The following is an 18,213-nucleotide window of genomic DNA, read 5'->3' on the forward strand; positions in this document are numbered from 1 at the left end:
GCGGCTGTTCGGCTCAGGGATCGGACCGATTCCGCAAGGGTTCGAAAGTTTCGTGCTCGCGTCGAAAAATCCCTCACTCCGAGGGGTTGACGAGTCCCTGCCAGCCCTCCACCATCCTGTTTGATGGATCGGCTACCGTTCGTAATATCGAACGGTCTTGTCCTGTACAGACCAGTACCGCACCACGAAGCCTCGCACGGCTGCTCGGCGGGTCGACGCACCACGGCGCCCGCGTCGAGCGTCGGCCGGTCCTGCTCGTCCGTGCCGGCCGACACCCTTCCGGGCGCCCGAGGCCGCGGTGTCCGGTGAGTCTGTCCTTCCTTCCTACCTTGGAGGCACATCCATGGGCTCTCGTGCCCTTCCCGGAGCCGCCGTCCGGCGCAAGCTCCGCGCGCTGCTGCCGACACTGCTCGTCGGCGCGCTGGGTGCGGTCGGCGTGCTGGCCGCGCCGCCACCCGCTCAGGCCGCCGAGAGCACGCTCGGCGCCGCGGCGGCGCAGAGCGGCCGCTACTTCGGCACCGCCATCGCCTCGGGCAGGCTGGGCGACTCGACGTACACGTCGATCGCGAACCGTGAGTTCAACATGGTGACGGCCGAGAACGAGATGAAGATCGACGCCACCGAACCGCAGCGTGGCCAGTTCAACTTCACCGCCGCCGACCGCGTGTACAACTGGGCGGTACAGAACGGCAAGCAGGTGCGCGGCCACACCCTGGCCTGGCACTCCCAGCAGCCCGGCTGGATGCAGAGCCTCAGCGGCAGCGCGCTGCGCCAGGCGATGATCGACCACATCAACGGCGTGATGGCCCACTACAAGGGCAAGATCTCCCAGTGGGACGTCGTCAACGAGGCCTTCGCCGACGGAAGTTCGGGGGCCCGACGGGACTCCAACCTGCAACGCACCGGCAACGACTGGATCGAGGTCGCCTTCCGCGCCGCGCGCGCCGCCGACCCGTCCGCCAAGCTCTGCTACAACGACTACAACGTCGAGAACTGGACGTGGGCCAAGACCCAGGCCATGTACTCCATGGTCCGGGACTTCAAGCAGCGCGGCGTACCCATCGACTGCGTCGGCTTCCAGTCGCACTTCAACAGCGGCAGCCCCTACAACAGCAACTTCCGCACCACCCTCCAGAACTTCGCCGCCCTCGGCGTCGACGTGGCCATCACCGAGCTCGACATCCAGGGCGCCCCGTCCACGACCTACGCCAACGTGGTCAACGACTGCCTGGCGGTCTCCCGCTGCCTCGGCGTGACCGTCTGGGGTGTGCGCGACAGCGACTCCTGGCGCTCGGGGGACACGCCGCTGCTGTTCAACAACGACGGCAGCAAGAAGCCGGCCTACACCGCCGTCCTCAACGCGCTCAACGGAGGCTCCACCACCCCGCCCGCGGACGGCAACACGCTCAAGGGCGTCGGTTCGGGCCGCTGCCTGGACGTGCCCGGCAGCAGCACCACCGACGGCACCCAGGTCCAGCTGTGGGACTGCCACGACGGCACCAACCAGCAGTGGACGTACACCGACGCCGGTGAGCTCAGGGTCTACGGCAACAAATGCCTGGACGCCGCCGGCACCGGCAACGGGTCCAAGGTACAGATCTACAGCTGCTGGGGCGGCGACAACCAGAAGTGGCGCCTCAATTCCGACGGATCCGTCGTCGGCGTCCAGTCCGGCCTCTGCCTCGACGCCGTCGCGGGCGGCACCGCCAACGGCACGCTGATCCAGCTCTACTCCTGCTCGAACGGCAGCAACCAGCGCTGGACCCGCGCCTGACAGACCTGCCCCGGTTGCGCGTGAGGGCCGGTCTTCACCCTGCCGAAGGCAGGGGCCCGGGTGCGGGCGGCCGGCCCGTCTCCGGAAGGGCCGTCACCTGGAGGCGGGCCGAAGAGGGTCGCGAGAACGCACCGAGTGGTGGCCGACTCGGCACGCGCGGCGCCACCACAGCGGCGGCCAGAGCGAGTACGAGGAGCGCCTCGCGCATCCCGGTGCCGGCTGACCGCCGGCACCGGACGCTTGTGGACCCGCTCGTCGGCGGACCGGCGAGCGGGTGCTCCCGAGGGCGCGGCAGCCCGGCGTCCTCGGGAGCACCTCGCGGGCGACACGCTGTCACTCGCGCTCGGGCGGAGTCACCGGCAGGTCCGGACGCCTGCTCAGCCCGCCCGCGCCACGACCACCTGCCCGGTGAGCTACAGGCCCGCCAGCACGGCCTCCACCTCGGCCTCCGCCTCGGCCGCGATCTCGGCTTCCGTCACGATGGCGTCCGCCGCCAGCATCTTGGCGTCGGCTTCCGCGATCAACGCGGAAATACGCACGATCAGTTGTTCTGCCGCCGGCGCCTTCTCCGGCGTGAGGAGTTGCGGCGCCACGACGGCCAAGACGGCTGCGACGGCCAGAACGCCGATGGCAACCTGCGCCTTTCGGCCTGCCGGCATGATGCCCTCCTTCCAGGCCACGTAGCGCCGCTGTGCCAGCAAGAACTCACGTCGCCCCCGGACCAGACTGCGCGCGGCGCGGCGGACGTCGCCGGCCCGTACCGAGGAGTCCAGCGCTGCGAGTGAGGCGAAGGCGTCGAGCCAGATGGTCTGTGGGGGGACGGGCCCGTTGAAGAGCTGGTTGGCCCAGTAGCCCGCAAACCCGGTGAAGGACGGCCGGTCGATCAGTTCGGCCTGGATCCGGTGATCGCCGGAGTAGTGGTCAAGCTGCCGCCGCAGCTTCTGTGCGCACTCGGCGAGTGCGGACAGCGCGCTTGCCTTCGCCTCGGTCTCCCGCGCGGGCTGTGGTGCTTCCTGTCGCCGGTTCTCACGGTCACGGCGGAAGACCTGGTAGAGGATCAATCCTTCCTTCCCCACCTGGTGCTCGGTGGCCGCGGTGCACAACACGCGATCGGGGTTGCCCTCCAGCGGCCCCAGGACATGGGGCGGGAACCACGTGGCGTGCACGCGGTTCCAGGGGCGTCCTCCGTGCTTGGCCTGGAGTGCTTCGGCGAGCCGATACTGATCGCCGAGCTGCCTCTGCCCTTCGTCCGCGTAGCCGGTGGTCTTGATCTCGTAGATCGTCCGGGCCTCGAAGTCGATGATGTCGGGCGCCCGTTGGCGCCGCACGCCGCGGAATTCCGCAAGAAAGTCTCCTGCGAATGCCGCGTCCGCCGCTCCGCGGGGGAGGGTGATCCCGGATTCCGGGTTCCCGCCGTAGAGGAAGTCGGAACCGACCAGGACCTGGCCACGCCGCCGCTTGTGCGCGGCCCGGTACGTCTGTTCCAGCAGACGGTTCGCGGGGCCGTAGATCGTCTGTGGCGCTGCGCTCTCGGGCTGCCAGTACGGCGGCGCCGGACACGCCCCGTCGGGGTGGAGCTGGACGGTTCCGGCCTCGGGCGCCTGCCGGATCTCCGGCAAGGGCCCCGCCGTGTCGATCAGGTCGGCGACCCGGTGTGCCTCTCGCTCGGTCGCGGCGTCGGAACGGCCCACCCGCCTCGGCGCTCCGGTGATCCCGCGCTGCTGACGTACGTGCGCGAGCTCGTGAGCGAGGAGCAGGCGTCCCGATGCCGTGCCGGGCGCGAACCGGCCCGGCGCGAAGACGATCGAGGTGCCGGAAGTCAGCGCGGTGGCTCCCAGCGCCCGTGTCGAGACCGGATCGCTGTACACCCGGACATCGCTGAAGTCGTCGCCGAAGCGAGTATTGGCCCAGGCCAGAGTGACGGGGTCGAGCGCCGCGCCGCCCGTCCTGGCAGCCTGCGCGACCGTCCGGGCGAGACCGTCGGCGGACCGCCGCGCGTCGGTTGTTGCGCGCTGCCGTACGGCGCGGAGGGTGGCCGGGACATGGTGCAGACCCACATGCCCATCGTCCTGCCGATCCCGCGCGACGGCAACGTGGGGGATCAGGGCACACCGAAGCATGCCGGCAAGCCGGAACCGCACGGACTCGTCCGTCCCGAGCGGCCGACAGCCCGTCCGGGAAGCCCGGCACCACGGGCCGTCCCGTCGGCGATACCGCCCCTTCCGAGGAATCTGCTGATCAGCCCAAACGCATCACCCCATCGCGGGACACACCTCTTCGACGCGCTGCCACCACCGGGCAACCCGTTTACCTTTCGAGAAGGATCTTCGGACTGCGTCATTCACCGTTCGTGCCTGCGTGGCCGCCTCGGCCCACCGGATCACCCGTCGGCAGACGGTCCGGGGAAGCGGCGTGTCCGGGCTGGAGAGAAGAGGCTTCCATGCCTGTGAATCCCACCTATCCCGGCGTCTACATCGACGAGGTCAAGAGCGCGGTCCGGACCATCACCGGGGTCCCGACCGCTGTCGCCGCGTTCGTCGGATACGCGCCTCGCGGGCCGGTGGACCGACCGGTGCACATCACCAGCTGGGCGGATTACGAGACCGTCTTCGGCGGGCTGCACCAGGACAGCCCGTTGAGCTACGCCGTCTATCAGTTCTACCTGAACGGCGGCAGTGAAGCCGAGATCGTCAGGCTGGTGGGCGAGGCCGTCCATGTGGCGCTCCCGATCGGCCGCACCCCGCGGGCGGTCGGCGGTTCCCCCGCGGTGCCCGCCGACGAGTCCGCCCCCGAGTCCCCGGCCGAGCCGGGAGACAGGGCTCACGAGACCACTCGGCCGACGCGGTCCCGCAGGAGACCCGGCCTCCTGGCCGCCAGTCCCGGTTCCTGGGCGCTGAAGCTGCGCGCTCGGGTCGACTACGAAACCGGTGACGACACGGAGACTCGCGGTGGTGAACGCAAACTGTTCAACCTGACCGTCCGCGACACCGGAACTGGCATCGAAGAGAAATATCTCAACGTCAGCATCGAGAGTGACAGTCCGCGGAGTCTCACACACGTGCTGGCCATGTCACGGCTGGTCAAGGTGGATCCGGACAATCCCATCGTGGAGCTGCCCGAGCAGAACGACGAGCCGGAACGAGCCGGCGTCGACCCGTTCGCCGACGGGAGCCAGGGCGCGGGAGGACCGCTCGAATGCTTCACCGTTCCCCTCCACGACGGCACGCATCTCGACACGATGCCCGAGCTGCGGAATTACAAGGGCGAAGAGAGCGACAAAACGGGCCTCTATCAACTACTCAAAACCGACATCTTCAATGTGCTCTGTCTGCCCGGCTGCCATGACCATCTCGACAACCCGCAAGATGTGAGAGCGCTCCACGACATGGCGGTCGGACTCTGCGCAGCCCGGCGCGCCATCCTCCTGGTCGATCCGCCGGGGGAGTGGACCCGGAGCTCCGTGGGCTCGCCCTTCTCCATCGACGTGGTCGCGAAAGGGCCGGAAGGAACGCCGAGCCTTCCCTCCGGCGCCTCCACGAAGAACGCCGCGCTCTACTTTCCGCGGATCGTCGCGCCGGATCCGCTCCGCCAGGGGACGGCGAGGGCGTTTCCGCCCTGCGGCGTCATGGCCGGCGTTCTCGCGCGGACCGACGCGCAACGCGGTGTGTGGAAGGCGGCCGCCGGCACGGACGCCTCGCTCAACGGCGTCAGCGATCTGGAGGTGCCGCTCACCGACCTGGAGAACGGTCGGCTCAACCCCCTCGGCATCAACTGTCTGCGGCGGCTGCCGGCCGTGGGACCGGTGGCCTGGGGCGCGCGCACGATGCGGGGAGCGGACCGGCTCGCCGACGAATGGAAGTACCTGCCGGTGCGCAGGCTCGCCCTGTTCGTCGAGGAAAGCATCTTCCGCGGGACCCAGTGGGTGGTCTTCGAGCCCAATGACGAGCCGCTCTGGGCATCGATCCGGCTCAACGTGGGGGCGTTCATGAACTCGCTGTTCCGCGCGGGTGCCTTCCAGGGGCGTACGCCCCAGCAGGCGTACCTGGTCAAGTGCGACCGCGAGAACAACCCGCAGAACGACATCGACCGCGGGATCGTCAACGTCCAGGTCGGTTTCGCCCCGCTGAAACCGGCTGAATTCGTGATCATTCACATTCAACAACTCGCGGGGCAGATCGAGGTCTAGGAGGACGAGCGATGCCGGAAATCACGCGCCGGGATCCTTTCAAGAATTTCCGGTTCCGGGTGAAGTTCAGCGGATCCACCGAATATATCGCGGGAATCAGCAAGGTCAGCGGGCTGAAGCGGACCACCGAGGTCATCAAGCACCGTGACGGGGGAGATCCGGGGAGCAGTCACAAACTTCCCGGCCGAACCGAATACGAGGCCATCACACTGGAGCGTGGCTGCACCGTCGACACCGCGTTCGAGGAATGGGCCAACAAGGTGTGGAGCCTGCGGAACTCGGCAGGAGGCCTGGAGACATCGCTCAAGGACTTCCGCCGCGATCTGATCATCGACGTGTTCGACGAGGCCGGTCAACAGGTGCTCTCCTACTCCGTCCACGACTGCTGGGTCTCGGAATACCAGGGCCTGCCAGATCTCGACGCCAACGCCAACGGCGTCGCATTCGAGAGCATCAAGCTGGAGCACCACGGTTGGGTACGGGAGCGCACGAACCCGCCGCAGCAGCCGCAGTTCAGCGACACGGCGTCGGGCTGACTCGATGGGACCGGAGCTGACCGAGACACAGGTGCTGCACCTGTGGGAGACCGGGGCCGGGCACGCGCCGCCCGCCCGCGCTCTCCTGCTCGCCGAGACGGTTGCGCCCCCCGGCGAAGATGTCGGCGACCTCCCACTGTCCGAGCTGAACGCGCTGCTCCTCGACCTGCGCGAGGGATCCTTCGGCGCCGCCCTGCCCTGCGCGGCCGACTGCCCGAACTGCGACGAGCCTCTCGAGGTCACGGTCACCGCGGACGAACTGCGAGCGCCCGGCCGACGGAACATCCCGGGCCCGAGTCGCGCCCCGCTCACACTCCGGGCGGAGGGGTACGAGGTCGTGTACCGCCCGCTCACCGGTCGTGACCTGCTGGCCATCGACCCCGCGTCTCCCGAGGCCCGCCGCGTCCTGCTCAGCCGCTGTGTGCTCGCCTCGGAGCCCGGAGGGGACCCCCTGCCGGAGAAGGTCCTCGAAAGGATCGCGCAGCGCCTCGCCGACGTCGATCCAGGGGCCGACACCGTTCTCTCGCTCGCCTGTCCGTACTGTCGCCACCCATGGGCCGCCGCGCTCGATGTCGCCGCATACCTGTGGGCGGAGGTCGAGGGGTGTGCGCGCCGGCTCCTCCATGAGGTTCACACGCTCGCCCGCGTGTACGGATGGTCCGAGTCGGAGGTCCTGGCCGTGAGCCCGGCCAGGCGCCGTTTCTACCTGGAGGCGACCGCGGGATGAGCGATTTCGTCGGCCGGCTGCTACGGGAGCCCGGCCCGAGGCTGCGGCCGCTGCTGCCCCACGTGTTCGACGCGATGGCGCCGCGCCTGCGGACGGGCGGCGAAGCAGTACCCCGGGCGTTCGTCGAACAGCAACCACCGGCGCGAGACGCCCAAGAACCCTGTGCTTCCGCGGTGTCGGCGCCGGGACGAGACCCGCACTCACTGCACACACCAGGACGGACGGCGGGAGCACAGCCCGGTCAGGAGCCCGGACCGAAGACAGCGCCGGAAGCGGAGCAGGACTCACGGGCGGCGATGCCACCCGGTGCGGGACCCGACCGACGTCTGCCCAGGTCGCCGTCCGGCAGCATGGACGTCAGCGAAGCCTTGCCCGCCCCTGATGTTCCGGCCGGCCGCCCTCGGTCCGACACCGCCCCGCCGCACTCACCGACTCGGCGGGCCGAATCAGGGCGGCCTGACGGCAACCGCTCGTCCGCGCCCGAGATCCGGCTCCGCCGGCATCTCCCGCCGACACCGGGGGAAGCCGGCGAGCCGGGGCCGGACGCCCCACCCACGAAGTCGAGCACCCGGACGCCGGGCATGCACACGAGACCGACGAAGCCGCCCGTGGCGGACACTCCCGTGCGACCGGCCACCACCCCGGGAGCGGCCACCGAGCCGGGTACGGCCGACACAGAGGACCGCAAGGCCGCCGCAGAGCCGCAGAACGGCCTCGCACCGACGCCGGTGAACGGCGCGCAGCGTGCGGACCGCAGCGAGGTCGCCGCACACAACGAGAGGCCTCCTCGTACAGTCACGACATCCCCCCGGAGCGTCGGGCCCTCGCTTTCCGGCGAGCGCGTCCCACCGGCTGGCGCGGAAACGCCCCGAGCCGTCCTCCCCGCAGCCAGCCGTTCGGGGCCGGCCCCGTCAGCCCGACCTGAAGCGCCGAACGGCCTCGTCCACCCTTCCCACCCGGTACGACCCGTGATCACCACCCCGGCCCCTGCCGCACCGCCCTGGGACGGGCGGGCCCTCGCCGGACCGGAGGCCGCCGAAGCGGTCGTACGCATCACCATCGACCGGCTCGAGGTCCGGGCGGCTCCTCAACCGGCAGCCGCCGCACCCTCCTCCCGTCGGCGTCCCCGGCTGGGCCTCGACGAATACCTCCGGGGGCGTTCGTGAGCGATGCCCTCGCGGTAGCCGCCGTGACGGAGACCCTTCGGGCCATCCTGCAAGGCGCGGTGGGACGCATGGTCCCCGGAGCCGTCGTGACCACCCTGCCCCCTGACGAGGCGCTCGCGGAGCGCCCCGCCGCCGGACTCAACCTCTTCCTCTACGCGACGTCGGTCGACGGCGGGTGGCTCAACGGCGATCCGGACGGCATGCGCCCCGGCGAGAGCCGTCGGCCCATGCTCCCGCTCGCCCTGCGCTACCTGGTCACCCCGTACGCGAACGCAGACTCCGGCGCTTCGGCCGCCGACCGCCTTCTCGGCGTCGCGATGGCCGCCCTGCACGACCACCCCGAACTCAGTCCGGCCGACCTAAAGTCCGCCGCTCGCTTCAGCAACCTCCACCAGCAGCGCGAGCGGGTGAGAATCACCCACGTTCCCCTCGGGGTGGAGGACAACTCCAAGCTGTGGGCGGCGTTACAGAGCCAGTACCGTACGTCCGTCGCCTACGAGGCCCGCGTCGTGCTCATCGAGAGCGCGCAACCCGGACGAGCCCCCCTGCCGGTCGTACGCCGCGGCGAGGACGGCCGGGGCCTCCCGGCCGCCGCCGGCGCCGCGGGCTGGTGGCCGGCGCTGACCGCGATCACGGTGCCGGTCGTACTGCCCGGGCACGACCTGATCCTCACCGGGAACGGACTCGATGCCGGGGCTCCGTCGCTCCGGCTCACGCACCCCTTCCTCGGCGATCGCCTCGTCTCCGACGTCCGGAACGCCGGCGGCACCGAGGTCCGTGCCGCCATCCCCGAGGACCTTCCCGCGGGCACCTGGTCCGCGACGCTGCTGCTCACGACGCCCGACGGCAGCGAACGGAGCACCAAGGCACTGCCGGTGAGCATCGCTCCGAGAATCGTCAGCAGCCTGCCGTTGTCCGTCGAGCGCGATGCCGCAGACGCGGTGTCGATCGAGGTGATGTGTGCGCCCCCGGCGCATCCCGACCAGCGCGTCGAACTGCTCCTGGGGGAACTGCCGGTACCGGCGGAGCCGTTCGGCCAGGTCACTCGTACGCTCCGCTTCCGAGTGACCGGCGCACGGCCCGGACGGTACGCGCTGCGGTTGCGGGTCGACGGTGTGGACAGCCCGCTGCTCGACACTGACTCCGCCGAACCGCGATTCGCGGCCGCCACGGCGGTGGTCGTGACATGACATCCGCTTCCGCCTGCGGGCCCGACGATCCGGCAGGTCCCCAGCCGATGCCGGGCTCCCCATCGTCACAAGGCCGCGCGGACGACTGGGAGAAGGACAACAACCGGTATCTGTCGGCCGCGCTCGCATGGCTGCGACAGACGCTGTGTGCGCACATCGAGAAGCGGTCCGAGCCCGACGCCCCGACCGGCACCGAGGAGGGACTGAGGGCGGCCGCACAGGAGATGGAAGACGCGGCGCAGGCCCATCCCCCTCCCGCCCTGATCAGTCTCGGGGCTCTCCTCGGGCTCTCAGAGTTCGAACGACACACGCTGCTGCTCTGTGTCGCCCCGGAGCTGGACCCCTCGATCGCTGCCCTGTGCGGTGAGGCTCAGGGCCACCTCTCGCTGTCCGGCCCCACGTTCGGGCTTGCGCTGTCCCTCTTCCCGGGTCCCGCCTGGGACGTCATGTCCCCCTGTCGAGGGCTGCGGTTCTGGAGGCTCGTGGAGGTCGGAGGCACCGCCGAACAACCCCTCGTCACCCGGCGGTTGCGCGCCGACGAGCGGATCGTGAACCATGTCAAGGGACTCGACTACCTCGACGACCGGCTCGAACCCTTGCTCACCCCCGTCGAGTCGCACGTCACACCGGTGGGTCCCGCGCCGTACCGGCACGTCGCGGAGAAGGAGATCGCGGCGCACTGGAGCAAGGGATCCGCCTGGACCGGGGTCCGGCAGCCTGTCATCCAACTCCTGGGCACCGATCCGGAGAGCAAGCAGTCGGTCGCCGCGCAGTCCGCCGCCGGACTCGGTCTGTTGCTGTACCGGCTGCCGGCCGGACAGTTGCCCGAAGATTCCGCCGATCTCGAGACCATCGCGAAGCTCTGGCAGAGAGAGGCCCTGCTCCTTCCCCTCGCCCTCTACCTTGACGCGGACGACGTCGAACCCGACGTCACGCCACACGAGCACGGTGCCTGGTCCGTGGGGCGCTTCCTGCGGCGGAGCGGAGGCCCGTGCTTCGTCGCGACCCGGGAGCCGCGGTCCGACGTCCCGGCTCCGACGCACGCTGTGGACGTCGCACCACCGCCGGTCGACGAACGGGCTGCCGCGTGGCGAACGGTGCTCCCGCCGACGGACGCGGATCGTCTGGCCGGGCAGTTCGCGCTGGATCTGTCCGCGATCCAGGAGATCGCGACGGCATCGGCCGCCGACCCCGACGCCGCGTGGCGTTCGTGCCTGTCGCGCACCCGGCCGCGCCTGGGCGCCCTGGCGCAGCGTCTGGAGCCGAAGGCCACCTGGGACGACATCGTGCTGCCCGCCCGGGAGACGGCCCTACTGCGGCAGATCGGCGACCAGGTGGCGCTGCGCTGCACGGTCTACCACCATTGGGGCTTCGCCGAGCAGCACCATCGGGGACTGGGGATCAGTGCGCTGTTCACCGGTCCGAGCGGCACAGGCAAGACGATGGCGGCCGAGGTCCTCGCACGGCATCTGAACCTCGACCTGTACCGAGTCGATCTCTCGGCAGCCGTCAGCAAGTACGTCGGGGAGACGGAGAAGAACCTGCGCCGGCTGTTCGACGCGGCCGAACCGGGCGGCGCCATTCTCTTCTTCGACGAGGCCGACGCGTTGTTCGGCAAGCGCAGCCAGGTCAGGGACTCTCACGACCGGTACGCCAACATCGAGGTCAGCTATCTGCTGCAGCGCATGGAGGCGTATCAGGGACTGGCGATCCTGGCCACGAATCTGAGGCGGTCACTGGACACCGCGTTCCTTCGGCGGCTGCGGTTCGTCGTTCCCTTCCCGTTTCCCGACACCGCGCAACGCCGTGAGATGTGGGCACAGGTCTTCCCGCGGTCGGCCCCGGTCGACTCACTCGACCTGGACCACCTCGCCGGGCTGCCGCTGAGCGGCGGAATGATCCGCAACATTGCGCTCAATGCGGCGTTCGCGGCGGCTGCTGAGAGCACCGCCATCGGGATGGAGACGGTGCTGGCAGCCGCGCGCACGGAGCTGAAGAAGGTGGAGATGCCACTGTCCGAGGGCGACTTCGTCTGGCACGGCTCCGCGGGAGTGACGCCGTGAGAATCGAGCTGCACATCGGACGACTGGTCTTCGACGGAATCACCCCCGGCTCCCCCGCGGCACTGCGTACCGCCCTGGAATCCGAACTCGTCGACCTGCTGTCCGGCGACCCGGTCACCCCTCACCAGGACCACCACCTGCACCGCGCCACCCCGCCGCCGATCTCCACCACGGAGGATTCCGCCCTTCTCGGACGCCGGATCGCCCGTGCGGTCCACGGCACGCTGCGCCTGCCACGAGGAGGTACCGGATGAGGAAGGGAGTCGGAACGCCGTACCCGATGCCGGTGGTGCCACGGAGAGAGGGCGGGCCCTGATGAGCACGCCCACCCCGCTCCGCGGAGGATTCGTCTTCCTCGACCCTGCCCAGGGGCGCGTCCTGCGTGTGGCACCGTTCCAGTACAACCCCGACACGCTCACCCGCACCCTCCAGCCACGGACCGCCGGGGGCGATGCGGGGGACCGGCTGGAGGCATTGCGGCTGAAGGGACCGCCGCAGGAGACGCTCAAGATCGACGCGGAGTTCGATGCGGCAGATCAGCTGCAGCTGGTGACCGGTACGGCGCCCACGGCGGGCGCTGGGCTGTTCGGGGCATTGTCCGCGTTGGAGACGGCGGTCTGTCCGAGCAGTGCCCAGTTGACGCACGAGAATGACATGGCGTCCCAGGGAATGCTGCAGATCGCTCCGGCGGAGGCCCCCCTGACGGTGCTGGTGCTCGGGCGGCGCAGGGTCCTCCCCGTGCGCATCACGGATCTCACCGTCACGGAGGAGGCGTGCGACGGGGAACTCAACCCCATCAGGGCCAAGGTCGGTCTGTCCGTCCGCGTCCTCACCGTCGACGATGTCGGCTTCTCCCACAAGGCGGGGGCGCTCTACATCCGATACCAGCAGAGCAAGGAGCGGTTCGCGGCACTGATCGGGCAAGGCCCGGGAGCGGTCGGCTACACCGGGATCTGAATCGCGACGGGACGTCTCCGAGAGGCATTGATGTTCGACCCCACCAGCCGGTACCACGGCATCGCCACAGCGACCCTGACCACACCTGACGGACGGACCGTCATGTACGTGCGGCGTCGATTCCTGCCTCAGCCCGGGGACCTGCTGTCCGTCGGCGTACAGGTGGTCGAACCCGGCGACCGGCTGGACCGGATCGCGGCCAGGCAGTACGGCGATCCGGAGCAGGCGTGGAGGATCGCCGATGCCAATGGGGCGATGCGACTCGACGATCTCACGGCGGAGCCCGGCCGCCGGCTGCGGATCGCTCTTCCCGCCGGCCCGCCCGGGAGCCCCGGCACGGTCCCGACCCGGACGCCCTCATGACGCGCAGCCTTCAACTCATGCTTCTCATGGGTCATATGGTTCCGGTGCCGGCTCCGCCCCTTCTCGTCGACGCCCTGCAGTCCGTGCAGGTCACCTCGTCCAGCGATGCGGCGAGCGGCTTCCAGCTGGTGTTCGCCGTGAGCAAGCGGTCGGTTCTCACCGAGGTGATGCTGCCCTCGGGGCTGCTGGATCCCCGGACCCGTGTGGTCGTGGCGGCCGTGGTCGCGGGAGTGCCACATGTCCTCATGGACGGAGTGACCACGCGTCAGGAGATGAACCCGGGCAAGTCGCCGGGCAGTTCGACCCTCACACTGACCGGTGAGGATCTGTCCCTGCTCATGGACCTCGAGCATGTCGAACGCTCCTACCCCGGACTGCCGCATGATCTGCGCGCAAGCCTGGTGTGCGCCGGATACGCACAGTACGGGATCGTTCCGCTGGCCGTCCCGCCCGTGATCAGCAGCGTTCCGAACCCGACCGTGGAAGTCCCCGTACAGTCCGCCACCGACCTCGCCTATCTGCGCGCGCTGGCCACGGACGTCGGCCACGTCTTCTTCATCGAACCCGGCCCCGTTCCGGGAGCGAGCATCGCCTACTGGGGGCCGGAGGTGCGGGTCGGTCTGCCGCAGCCGGCGCTCACGGTCGACTCCGGCACGGCGGACAACGTGGAATCGCTGAGCTTCAGCCTCGACGGGTTGTCGCACACCCGGTACACGGCTCGGTTCGTCGAACCCGTCGCCAAGACCGAGCAGACCGTTCCGGCCCCCGACGTCGGTCTGCTCCACCCGCCTCTCGCCCTGCGCCCGGTACCGGCTCTGCGCGAGGAACCACTGACCGGACAGACCGGCAGGTCACTCGCGGAGACTCTGTTGGGCGGACTGGGCCGTGCCGCCCGGTCCGCCGACGCCGTGACCGGTCAGGGCGAGCTCGACGTCCTGCGCTACGGGCACGTGCTGCGCTCCCGCCGACTCGTGGGGGTGCGCGGCGCGGGCCTGACGTACGACGGCCTCTACTACGTGCGCAGTGTCACCCATGACATCTCCCGCGGCGCGTACAAGCAGAGTTTCACTCTCACCCGCGACGCCCTCGTCTCCAGCCTGCCGGTGGTGGTTCCGTGAGGGCATCGTCCGTGAAGAAGTGGCACGGCCTGTACCAGGGCGTGGTGGTGTCCAACGTGGACCCCGGCGAGCTGGGCCGGCTGCTGGTCCGGGTACCGGAGGTCCTCGGGGACGACACGAGCGTCTGGGCCACCCCTCTGTCGCCGCTGGCGGGGACCGCCAGCGGCATGTACGTCGTCCCGCTGCCGAACTCCGGGGTGTGGCTGCAGTTCCTCGACGGCGATCCCAACCGGGCCGTGTGGACCGGCTTCTGGCGCGGCGGCACAGACGACGTGCCACTCGCCGCGAAGTCGACTCCACCCGGAGTCCCGCAAATCGTACTCGCCACGCCGTCACACAACGCCCTCGTCATCAGTGACCAGAGCGGTCCGGCCGGCGGGGGCGCCATCACCTTGCAACTCCACGGCACGGCTGGGCCGTTCATCAGAATCGACGAGACGTCCATCGAGATCTCGTGCGGCCCCGGCCGCGCCAGCATCGTGCTCGACGGAACGCGGGTGCACATCAACGGCGACGCGCTGACGGTGCTGTGAGGAGGAAGGAATGCCGGGACTGATCCTCCACAGCGGCGCCACGATGACGTGCGCCCACCAAGGGCCCGCGAACCCTCCAGCACCGGCCCAACAGCGGGTCCTCGTCGGCTCACAACCCGTCGCCACGACAGCGGACACCTTCGTCGTGCTCGGCTGCGCCTTCCCAGCGGCCTCCTTGGGAGCGCCGCCCTGTACGAGCATCCGGTGGACCCAGACCTCCACCCGGGTCCTGGTCAACGGGCTGCCGGTGCTGCTCCAGCCGACTCCGCCCCCGAGCACGGGCGCCGGCGTGGGTGTCGGCACACCGCCCAGCCCACCCGTCGTCCAGGCCATGCAGCTACGGGTGCGAGGGACGTGACCACGATGCACATCGACTTCCCGTACGACGTCGACGCGAGTGGCCGGACTTCGGCGACCAGGTACGCCGACCATGTTCGCGGCATGGTCGAGCAGGTGCTCTTCACCACCCCCGGTGAACGGGTGAACCGGCCGGACTTCGGCTGCGGTCTGCTCGACCTCGTGTTCGCCCAGAACGGCCCGGAACTGGCCGCGGCCGTCGAGATGACCGCACAGGCCGCCCTCCAGCGCTGGCTCGGCGACCTGCTCACCGTCGAATCCCTGACGGTCAGGGCCGAGGAGTCGACGCTGGCGGTTTCGGTGAGCTACGTACTGACGGCGACCGGAGAGAGCATGAACGTGCTCCTGCGCGGGGGGACATCAGCATGAGTGTCCGTCCGCTCAGTGACGGCGAGCGGCGACGCGCCGCAGTGCGGGCAGCCGAGCTGGCCGGCATCGACAGTGTGTCGGTCTCCTCCGACCGGCGCAGTCTCACCGTCCTCTTCTTCGGCACGCTCCCCGAGGGGCTGGACGAACACAGCTTCCGCGTCGAGGGCGGACGGCGGGGCCACGGCGTCCGCGTCGTCTCGGTCACCGGCACGGCCGACCTGGCGAACTGCCTCACCCTCGAACTCGACCGGCCGGGCGAAGGGTTCGACTACCGGCTCCGCGCCCTCGGGCAGGGCTTCGACCGCTGCTACGACAGTCGCGCCTTCTCGTTCCGGCAGGCCGCCCCCGAGACGGCACCCCCGAGGCCGACCGACGGGACCGGTCCGCCGCCCCCGCACCCGGCACCCGCCATCGACTACCTCGCCAAGGACTACGCCAGTTTCCGCCGGCTGCTGTTCGAACGACTGGCCCTCACCATGCCGGAGTGGACCGAGCGGCACGCACCCGACCTCGGCGTCACCCTCGTGGAACTCCTCGCGCACGTCGGCGACCAGCTCAGTTACCAGCAGGACGCCGTCGCGACCGAGGCGTACCTCGACACGGCCCGGCTACGGACCTCCGTACGACGCCATGCCCGCCTGGTCGACTATCCGATGCACGACGGGTGTGCGGCCCGGACCTTCGTCTGCGTCGAGACCAGCGAGCAGCTGACCCTGTGCCTGGACGATCTCGCCTTCACCGCCTTCCCGCCGGACCGTATCCCACAGTCGGGCGCCGTGCTCCCGGCGGAGCTCCTGACAGCCGGCCACCCTCTCGTGTACCGGCCGCTGGAACGGCGGACCGTCGTGCTGCGCCCCGAGCACAACAGCATCGGCCTGTGGACGTGGGGCGATCAGGACTACTGTCTGCCCGCCGGCACCACCCGGGCCACGCTGCTGGATGCCCGGCCCCGGGACGCGGGAACGGACCGCCCGCTGCTGCTCGCCCCCGGCGATGTGATCGTGTTCGAGGAGATCGCGGACCCCTGGACCGGCAGCGAGTCGGACCGCGACCCGAACCACCGGCAGGCCGTGCGCCTCACCAAGGTCACCCGGAACAGCGACGCGCTCTACGACACCAAGGTGCTCGAGGTCGAATGGGCCGACGAGGACGCGCTCACCTTCCCCTTGCGCGTCACCGCCCGCGGCGGCCCCGACCGCGATCACACGAACGTGGCCGTCGCCCGTGGCAACGTGATTCTCGTCGAGCACGGCATCGAAAACACCTGGGGCCCCGGAAGCCTCCCGGAAACGATCGAAGGACCCGCCGTACGCGGCTCCGAGCAGAGCTGTCCCGGTACGGTCCCCGGGCACACCGGCCGTCGTTCCGTGTCGATGCCGGCAGGTACCCAGGTCACCTGGGCCGAGCCCTATCCTCGCCCGGCAGCAGTCTCCGCCGGGCAGAGCCGGCAGCTGTCCCTGCTGGCGGCTCGCGCACGGGCGCGGCTGGAGAACCTGCGGCAGTCGGACGGGCCGCTGTCCTCGGCCGATCTCCGCTTCCTCGAAACGCTGTTCGAGGCGGACGTTCTCGGCGGCCTGCGCGGTGACCGGAGTTCACGACCAGGCCTCGCCGGCTTTCTCCGGCGCTTCGACGCCTACCTGGACCGCAAGCTGCGCCGACTCGAAGCACTCGCCGCACGGGCCCGGTCCGGCTACGTGCTCGACCGGGCCGACATCGGCTGGGAGCTCGCGCGGACCTGGGGGGAGGACGCTCCGTGGCTGATCGACCCGGACAATCCCGTGCTGCACGGTCCGGCGTCCGCGGCCATGCGTCCGGACCCCCGCGAGGCCGTTCCCGCCGTTCGGCTCCGGGCGGCCGGCAGCCGCGGCGAGGCCTGGACACCACGTCGCGACCTGCTGGCCAGCGGCCCCCGCGACCGCCACGTGGTCGGCGAGACCGATGAGGCGGGTCGGTTGCATCTCCGTTTCGGGGACGGCCGTTGCGGAGTCGCCCCCCTTCCAGGACAGCAACTCCTCGCCTCCTACCGCACCGGCAACGGCCGGGCCGGTAACGTCGGCAGCGAAGCCATCAACCGGATCTCCTCCCGGTCCACATCGCTGGACGGCGTCATCCGGGTGCGCAACCCCCTGCCGGCGAGGTGCGGTGTCGATCCCGAACCCGTTCAGCAGGTACGACTGGCCGCACCGCGTGAGCCGTACCGCAAGCTACTCAGGGCCGTCACGGCCGAGGACTACGAGACTCTCGCCGGCCGGCACCCGGGAGTCCAGCGGGCCGCCGCCGTCCTGCGGTGGACAGGCGGCTGGTACGAAGCGGACGTCGCGCTCGACGCCGAAGGCACCTCCGACCCGCCGGACAGGCTGTCGGAGGACGTGCGTCTGGCCCTGCACAGGTTTCGCCGCATCGGCCATGACGTAGTCACCGGACCCGCACGCCGGGTCCCTCTCGACGTGGCCCTGACCGTCTTCGTCGACCCCGATCACCTGGCCGGCCATGTCCGTCAAGCCCTTCTGCGGGTACTGCTGCCCGGCCCGCAGCCCGAGGGAGGCCGGGGCTTCTTCGATCCCGACGCCCTCACCTTCGGCACACCGGTACGGGCGAGCGCGCTGGTCGCCGCGGTGGCCGGGATCCCCGGCGTCCGGCACGCCGAGGTGACGCGGCTGCGCCGGCTCCACCGTTTCCCCGGGAGCGGTGCGGGTCCTGGCCCGGACGTCCCTCCCTCCGGTGTGCTGAGGCTACGTCCCCTGGAGATCGCGCGACTCGACGGCGACTCCTCCCGGCCGGAGAACGGCTGGCTGACCCTCGACCTGCGAGGAGGACGATGAGCCCCTCCCCTTGCCGGTGTGGCAGCTGCCCCGGCAATCGCCCGGCCACCCC

At 70.2% G+C, this 18,213-nt stretch carries 15 protein-coding genes; 14 read left to right on the top strand and 1 reads right to left on the bottom strand.

The features are described 5' to 3' along the window. Nucleotides 1–343: 343 nt before the first annotated feature. A complete protein-coding gene (locus AB0E77_RS12265; RefSeq protein ID WP_361569042.1) occupies nt 344–1,774 on the top strand; it encodes an endo-1,4-beta-xylanase in 1,431 nt (476 codons plus the stop codon). 413 nt (nt 1,775–2,187) lie between these two features. On the opposite strand, the gene AB0E77_RS12270 is transcribed toward AB0E77_RS12265, so the two are convergent. Beyond that, nucleotides 2,188–3,831, bottom strand: a complete 1,644-nt coding sequence (locus tag AB0E77_RS12270) for a DUF4157 domain-containing protein (RefSeq protein ID WP_361569044.1) — start codon at nt 3,829–3,831, stop codon at nt 2,188–2,190. 383 nt (nt 3,832–4,214) lie between these two features. On the opposite strand from AB0E77_RS12270, the gene AB0E77_RS12275 reads away from it, so the two are divergent. From AB0E77_RS12275 to AB0E77_RS12335, 13 genes are all read left to right on the top strand, one after another. Further along, the gene (locus AB0E77_RS12275; RefSeq protein WP_361569046.1) at nt 4,215–5,960 is read left to right on the top strand and encodes a phage tail sheath C-terminal domain-containing protein; all 1,746 of its coding nucleotides are present in this window, start codon (nt 4,215–4,217) and stop codon (nt 5,958–5,960) included. An 11-nt stretch (nt 5,961–5,971) separates the two neighbouring features. After that, nucleotides 5,972–6,496, top strand: coding sequence for a phage tail protein (locus AB0E77_RS12280; protein ID WP_361569047.1), 525 nt, complete (start codon nt 5,972–5,974; stop codon nt 6,494–6,496). Between the two features lie 4 nt (nt 6,497–6,500). After that, a complete protein-coding gene (locus tag AB0E77_RS12285; protein ID WP_361569049.1) occupies nt 6,501–7,223 on the top strand; it encodes a hypothetical protein in 723 nt (240 codons plus the stop codon). Between the two features lie 968 nt (nt 7,224–8,191). Beyond that, nucleotides 8,192–8,389, top strand: a complete 198-nt coding sequence (locus AB0E77_RS12290; RefSeq protein ID WP_361569050.1) for a hypothetical protein — start codon at nt 8,192–8,194, stop codon at nt 8,387–8,389. A gap of 23 nt (nt 8,390–8,412) precedes the next feature. After that, nucleotides 8,413–9,579: a DUF4255 domain-containing protein gene (locus tag AB0E77_RS12295; protein WP_361569052.1), complete on the top strand. Its 1,167-nt coding sequence runs from the start codon at nt 8,413–8,415 to the stop codon at nt 9,577–9,579. A gap of 47 nt (nt 9,580–9,626) precedes the next feature. Next, nucleotides 9,627–11,642: an ATP-binding protein gene (locus tag AB0E77_RS12300; protein ID WP_361569054.1), complete on the top strand. Its 2,016-nt coding sequence runs from the start codon at nt 9,627–9,629 to the stop codon at nt 11,640–11,642. Continuing rightward, complete coding sequence (locus AB0E77_RS12305; protein WP_361569056.1) at nt 11,639–11,896, top strand: hypothetical protein; 258 nt, start codon at nt 11,639–11,641, stop codon at nt 11,894–11,896. Before AB0E77_RS12300 ends, AB0E77_RS12305 begins: the two co-directional genes overlap by 4 nt. A 61-nt stretch (nt 11,897–11,957) precedes the next feature. Next, on the top strand, nt 11,958–12,599 hold the full coding sequence (locus AB0E77_RS12310) for a hypothetical protein (protein ID WP_361569058.1): 642 nt from the start codon (nt 11,958–11,960) through the stop codon (nt 12,597–12,599). A 30-nt stretch (nt 12,600–12,629) separates the two neighbouring features. Continuing rightward, complete coding sequence (locus AB0E77_RS12315; protein WP_361569060.1) at nt 12,630–12,962, top strand: LysM peptidoglycan-binding domain-containing protein; 333 nt, start codon at nt 12,630–12,632, stop codon at nt 12,960–12,962. Nucleotides 12,963–12,997: 35 nt separating this feature from the next. Then, the gene (locus AB0E77_RS12320; RefSeq protein ID WP_361569311.1) at nt 12,998–14,080 is read left to right on the top strand and encodes a hypothetical protein; all 1,083 of its coding nucleotides are present in this window, start codon (nt 12,998–13,000) and stop codon (nt 14,078–14,080) included. Then, nucleotides 14,077–14,613 (top strand): phage baseplate assembly protein V, encoded by a 537-nt coding sequence (locus tag AB0E77_RS12325; RefSeq protein ID WP_361569062.1) that lies wholly within the window; start codon nt 14,077–14,079, stop codon nt 14,611–14,613. Before AB0E77_RS12320 ends, AB0E77_RS12325 begins: the two co-directional genes overlap by 4 nt. A 363-nt stretch (nt 14,614–14,976) precedes the next feature. Continuing rightward, complete coding sequence (locus tag AB0E77_RS12330) at nt 14,977–15,339, top strand: GPW/gp25 family protein (RefSeq protein WP_361569312.1); 363 nt, start codon at nt 14,977–14,979, stop codon at nt 15,337–15,339. Further along, nucleotides 15,336–18,161, top strand: coding sequence for a putative baseplate assembly protein (locus tag AB0E77_RS12335; RefSeq protein ID WP_361569064.1), 2,826 nt, complete (start codon nt 15,336–15,338; stop codon nt 18,159–18,161). The genes AB0E77_RS12330 and AB0E77_RS12335 overlap by 4 nt, the downstream gene beginning before the upstream one ends. The last annotated feature ends 52 nt before the right edge of the window (nt 18,162–18,213 follow it).

The organism is Streptomyces sp. NPDC032940 (assembly GCF_040636935.1).
GTDB lineage: Bacteria > Actinomycetota > Actinomycetes > Streptomycetales > Streptomycetaceae > Streptomyces.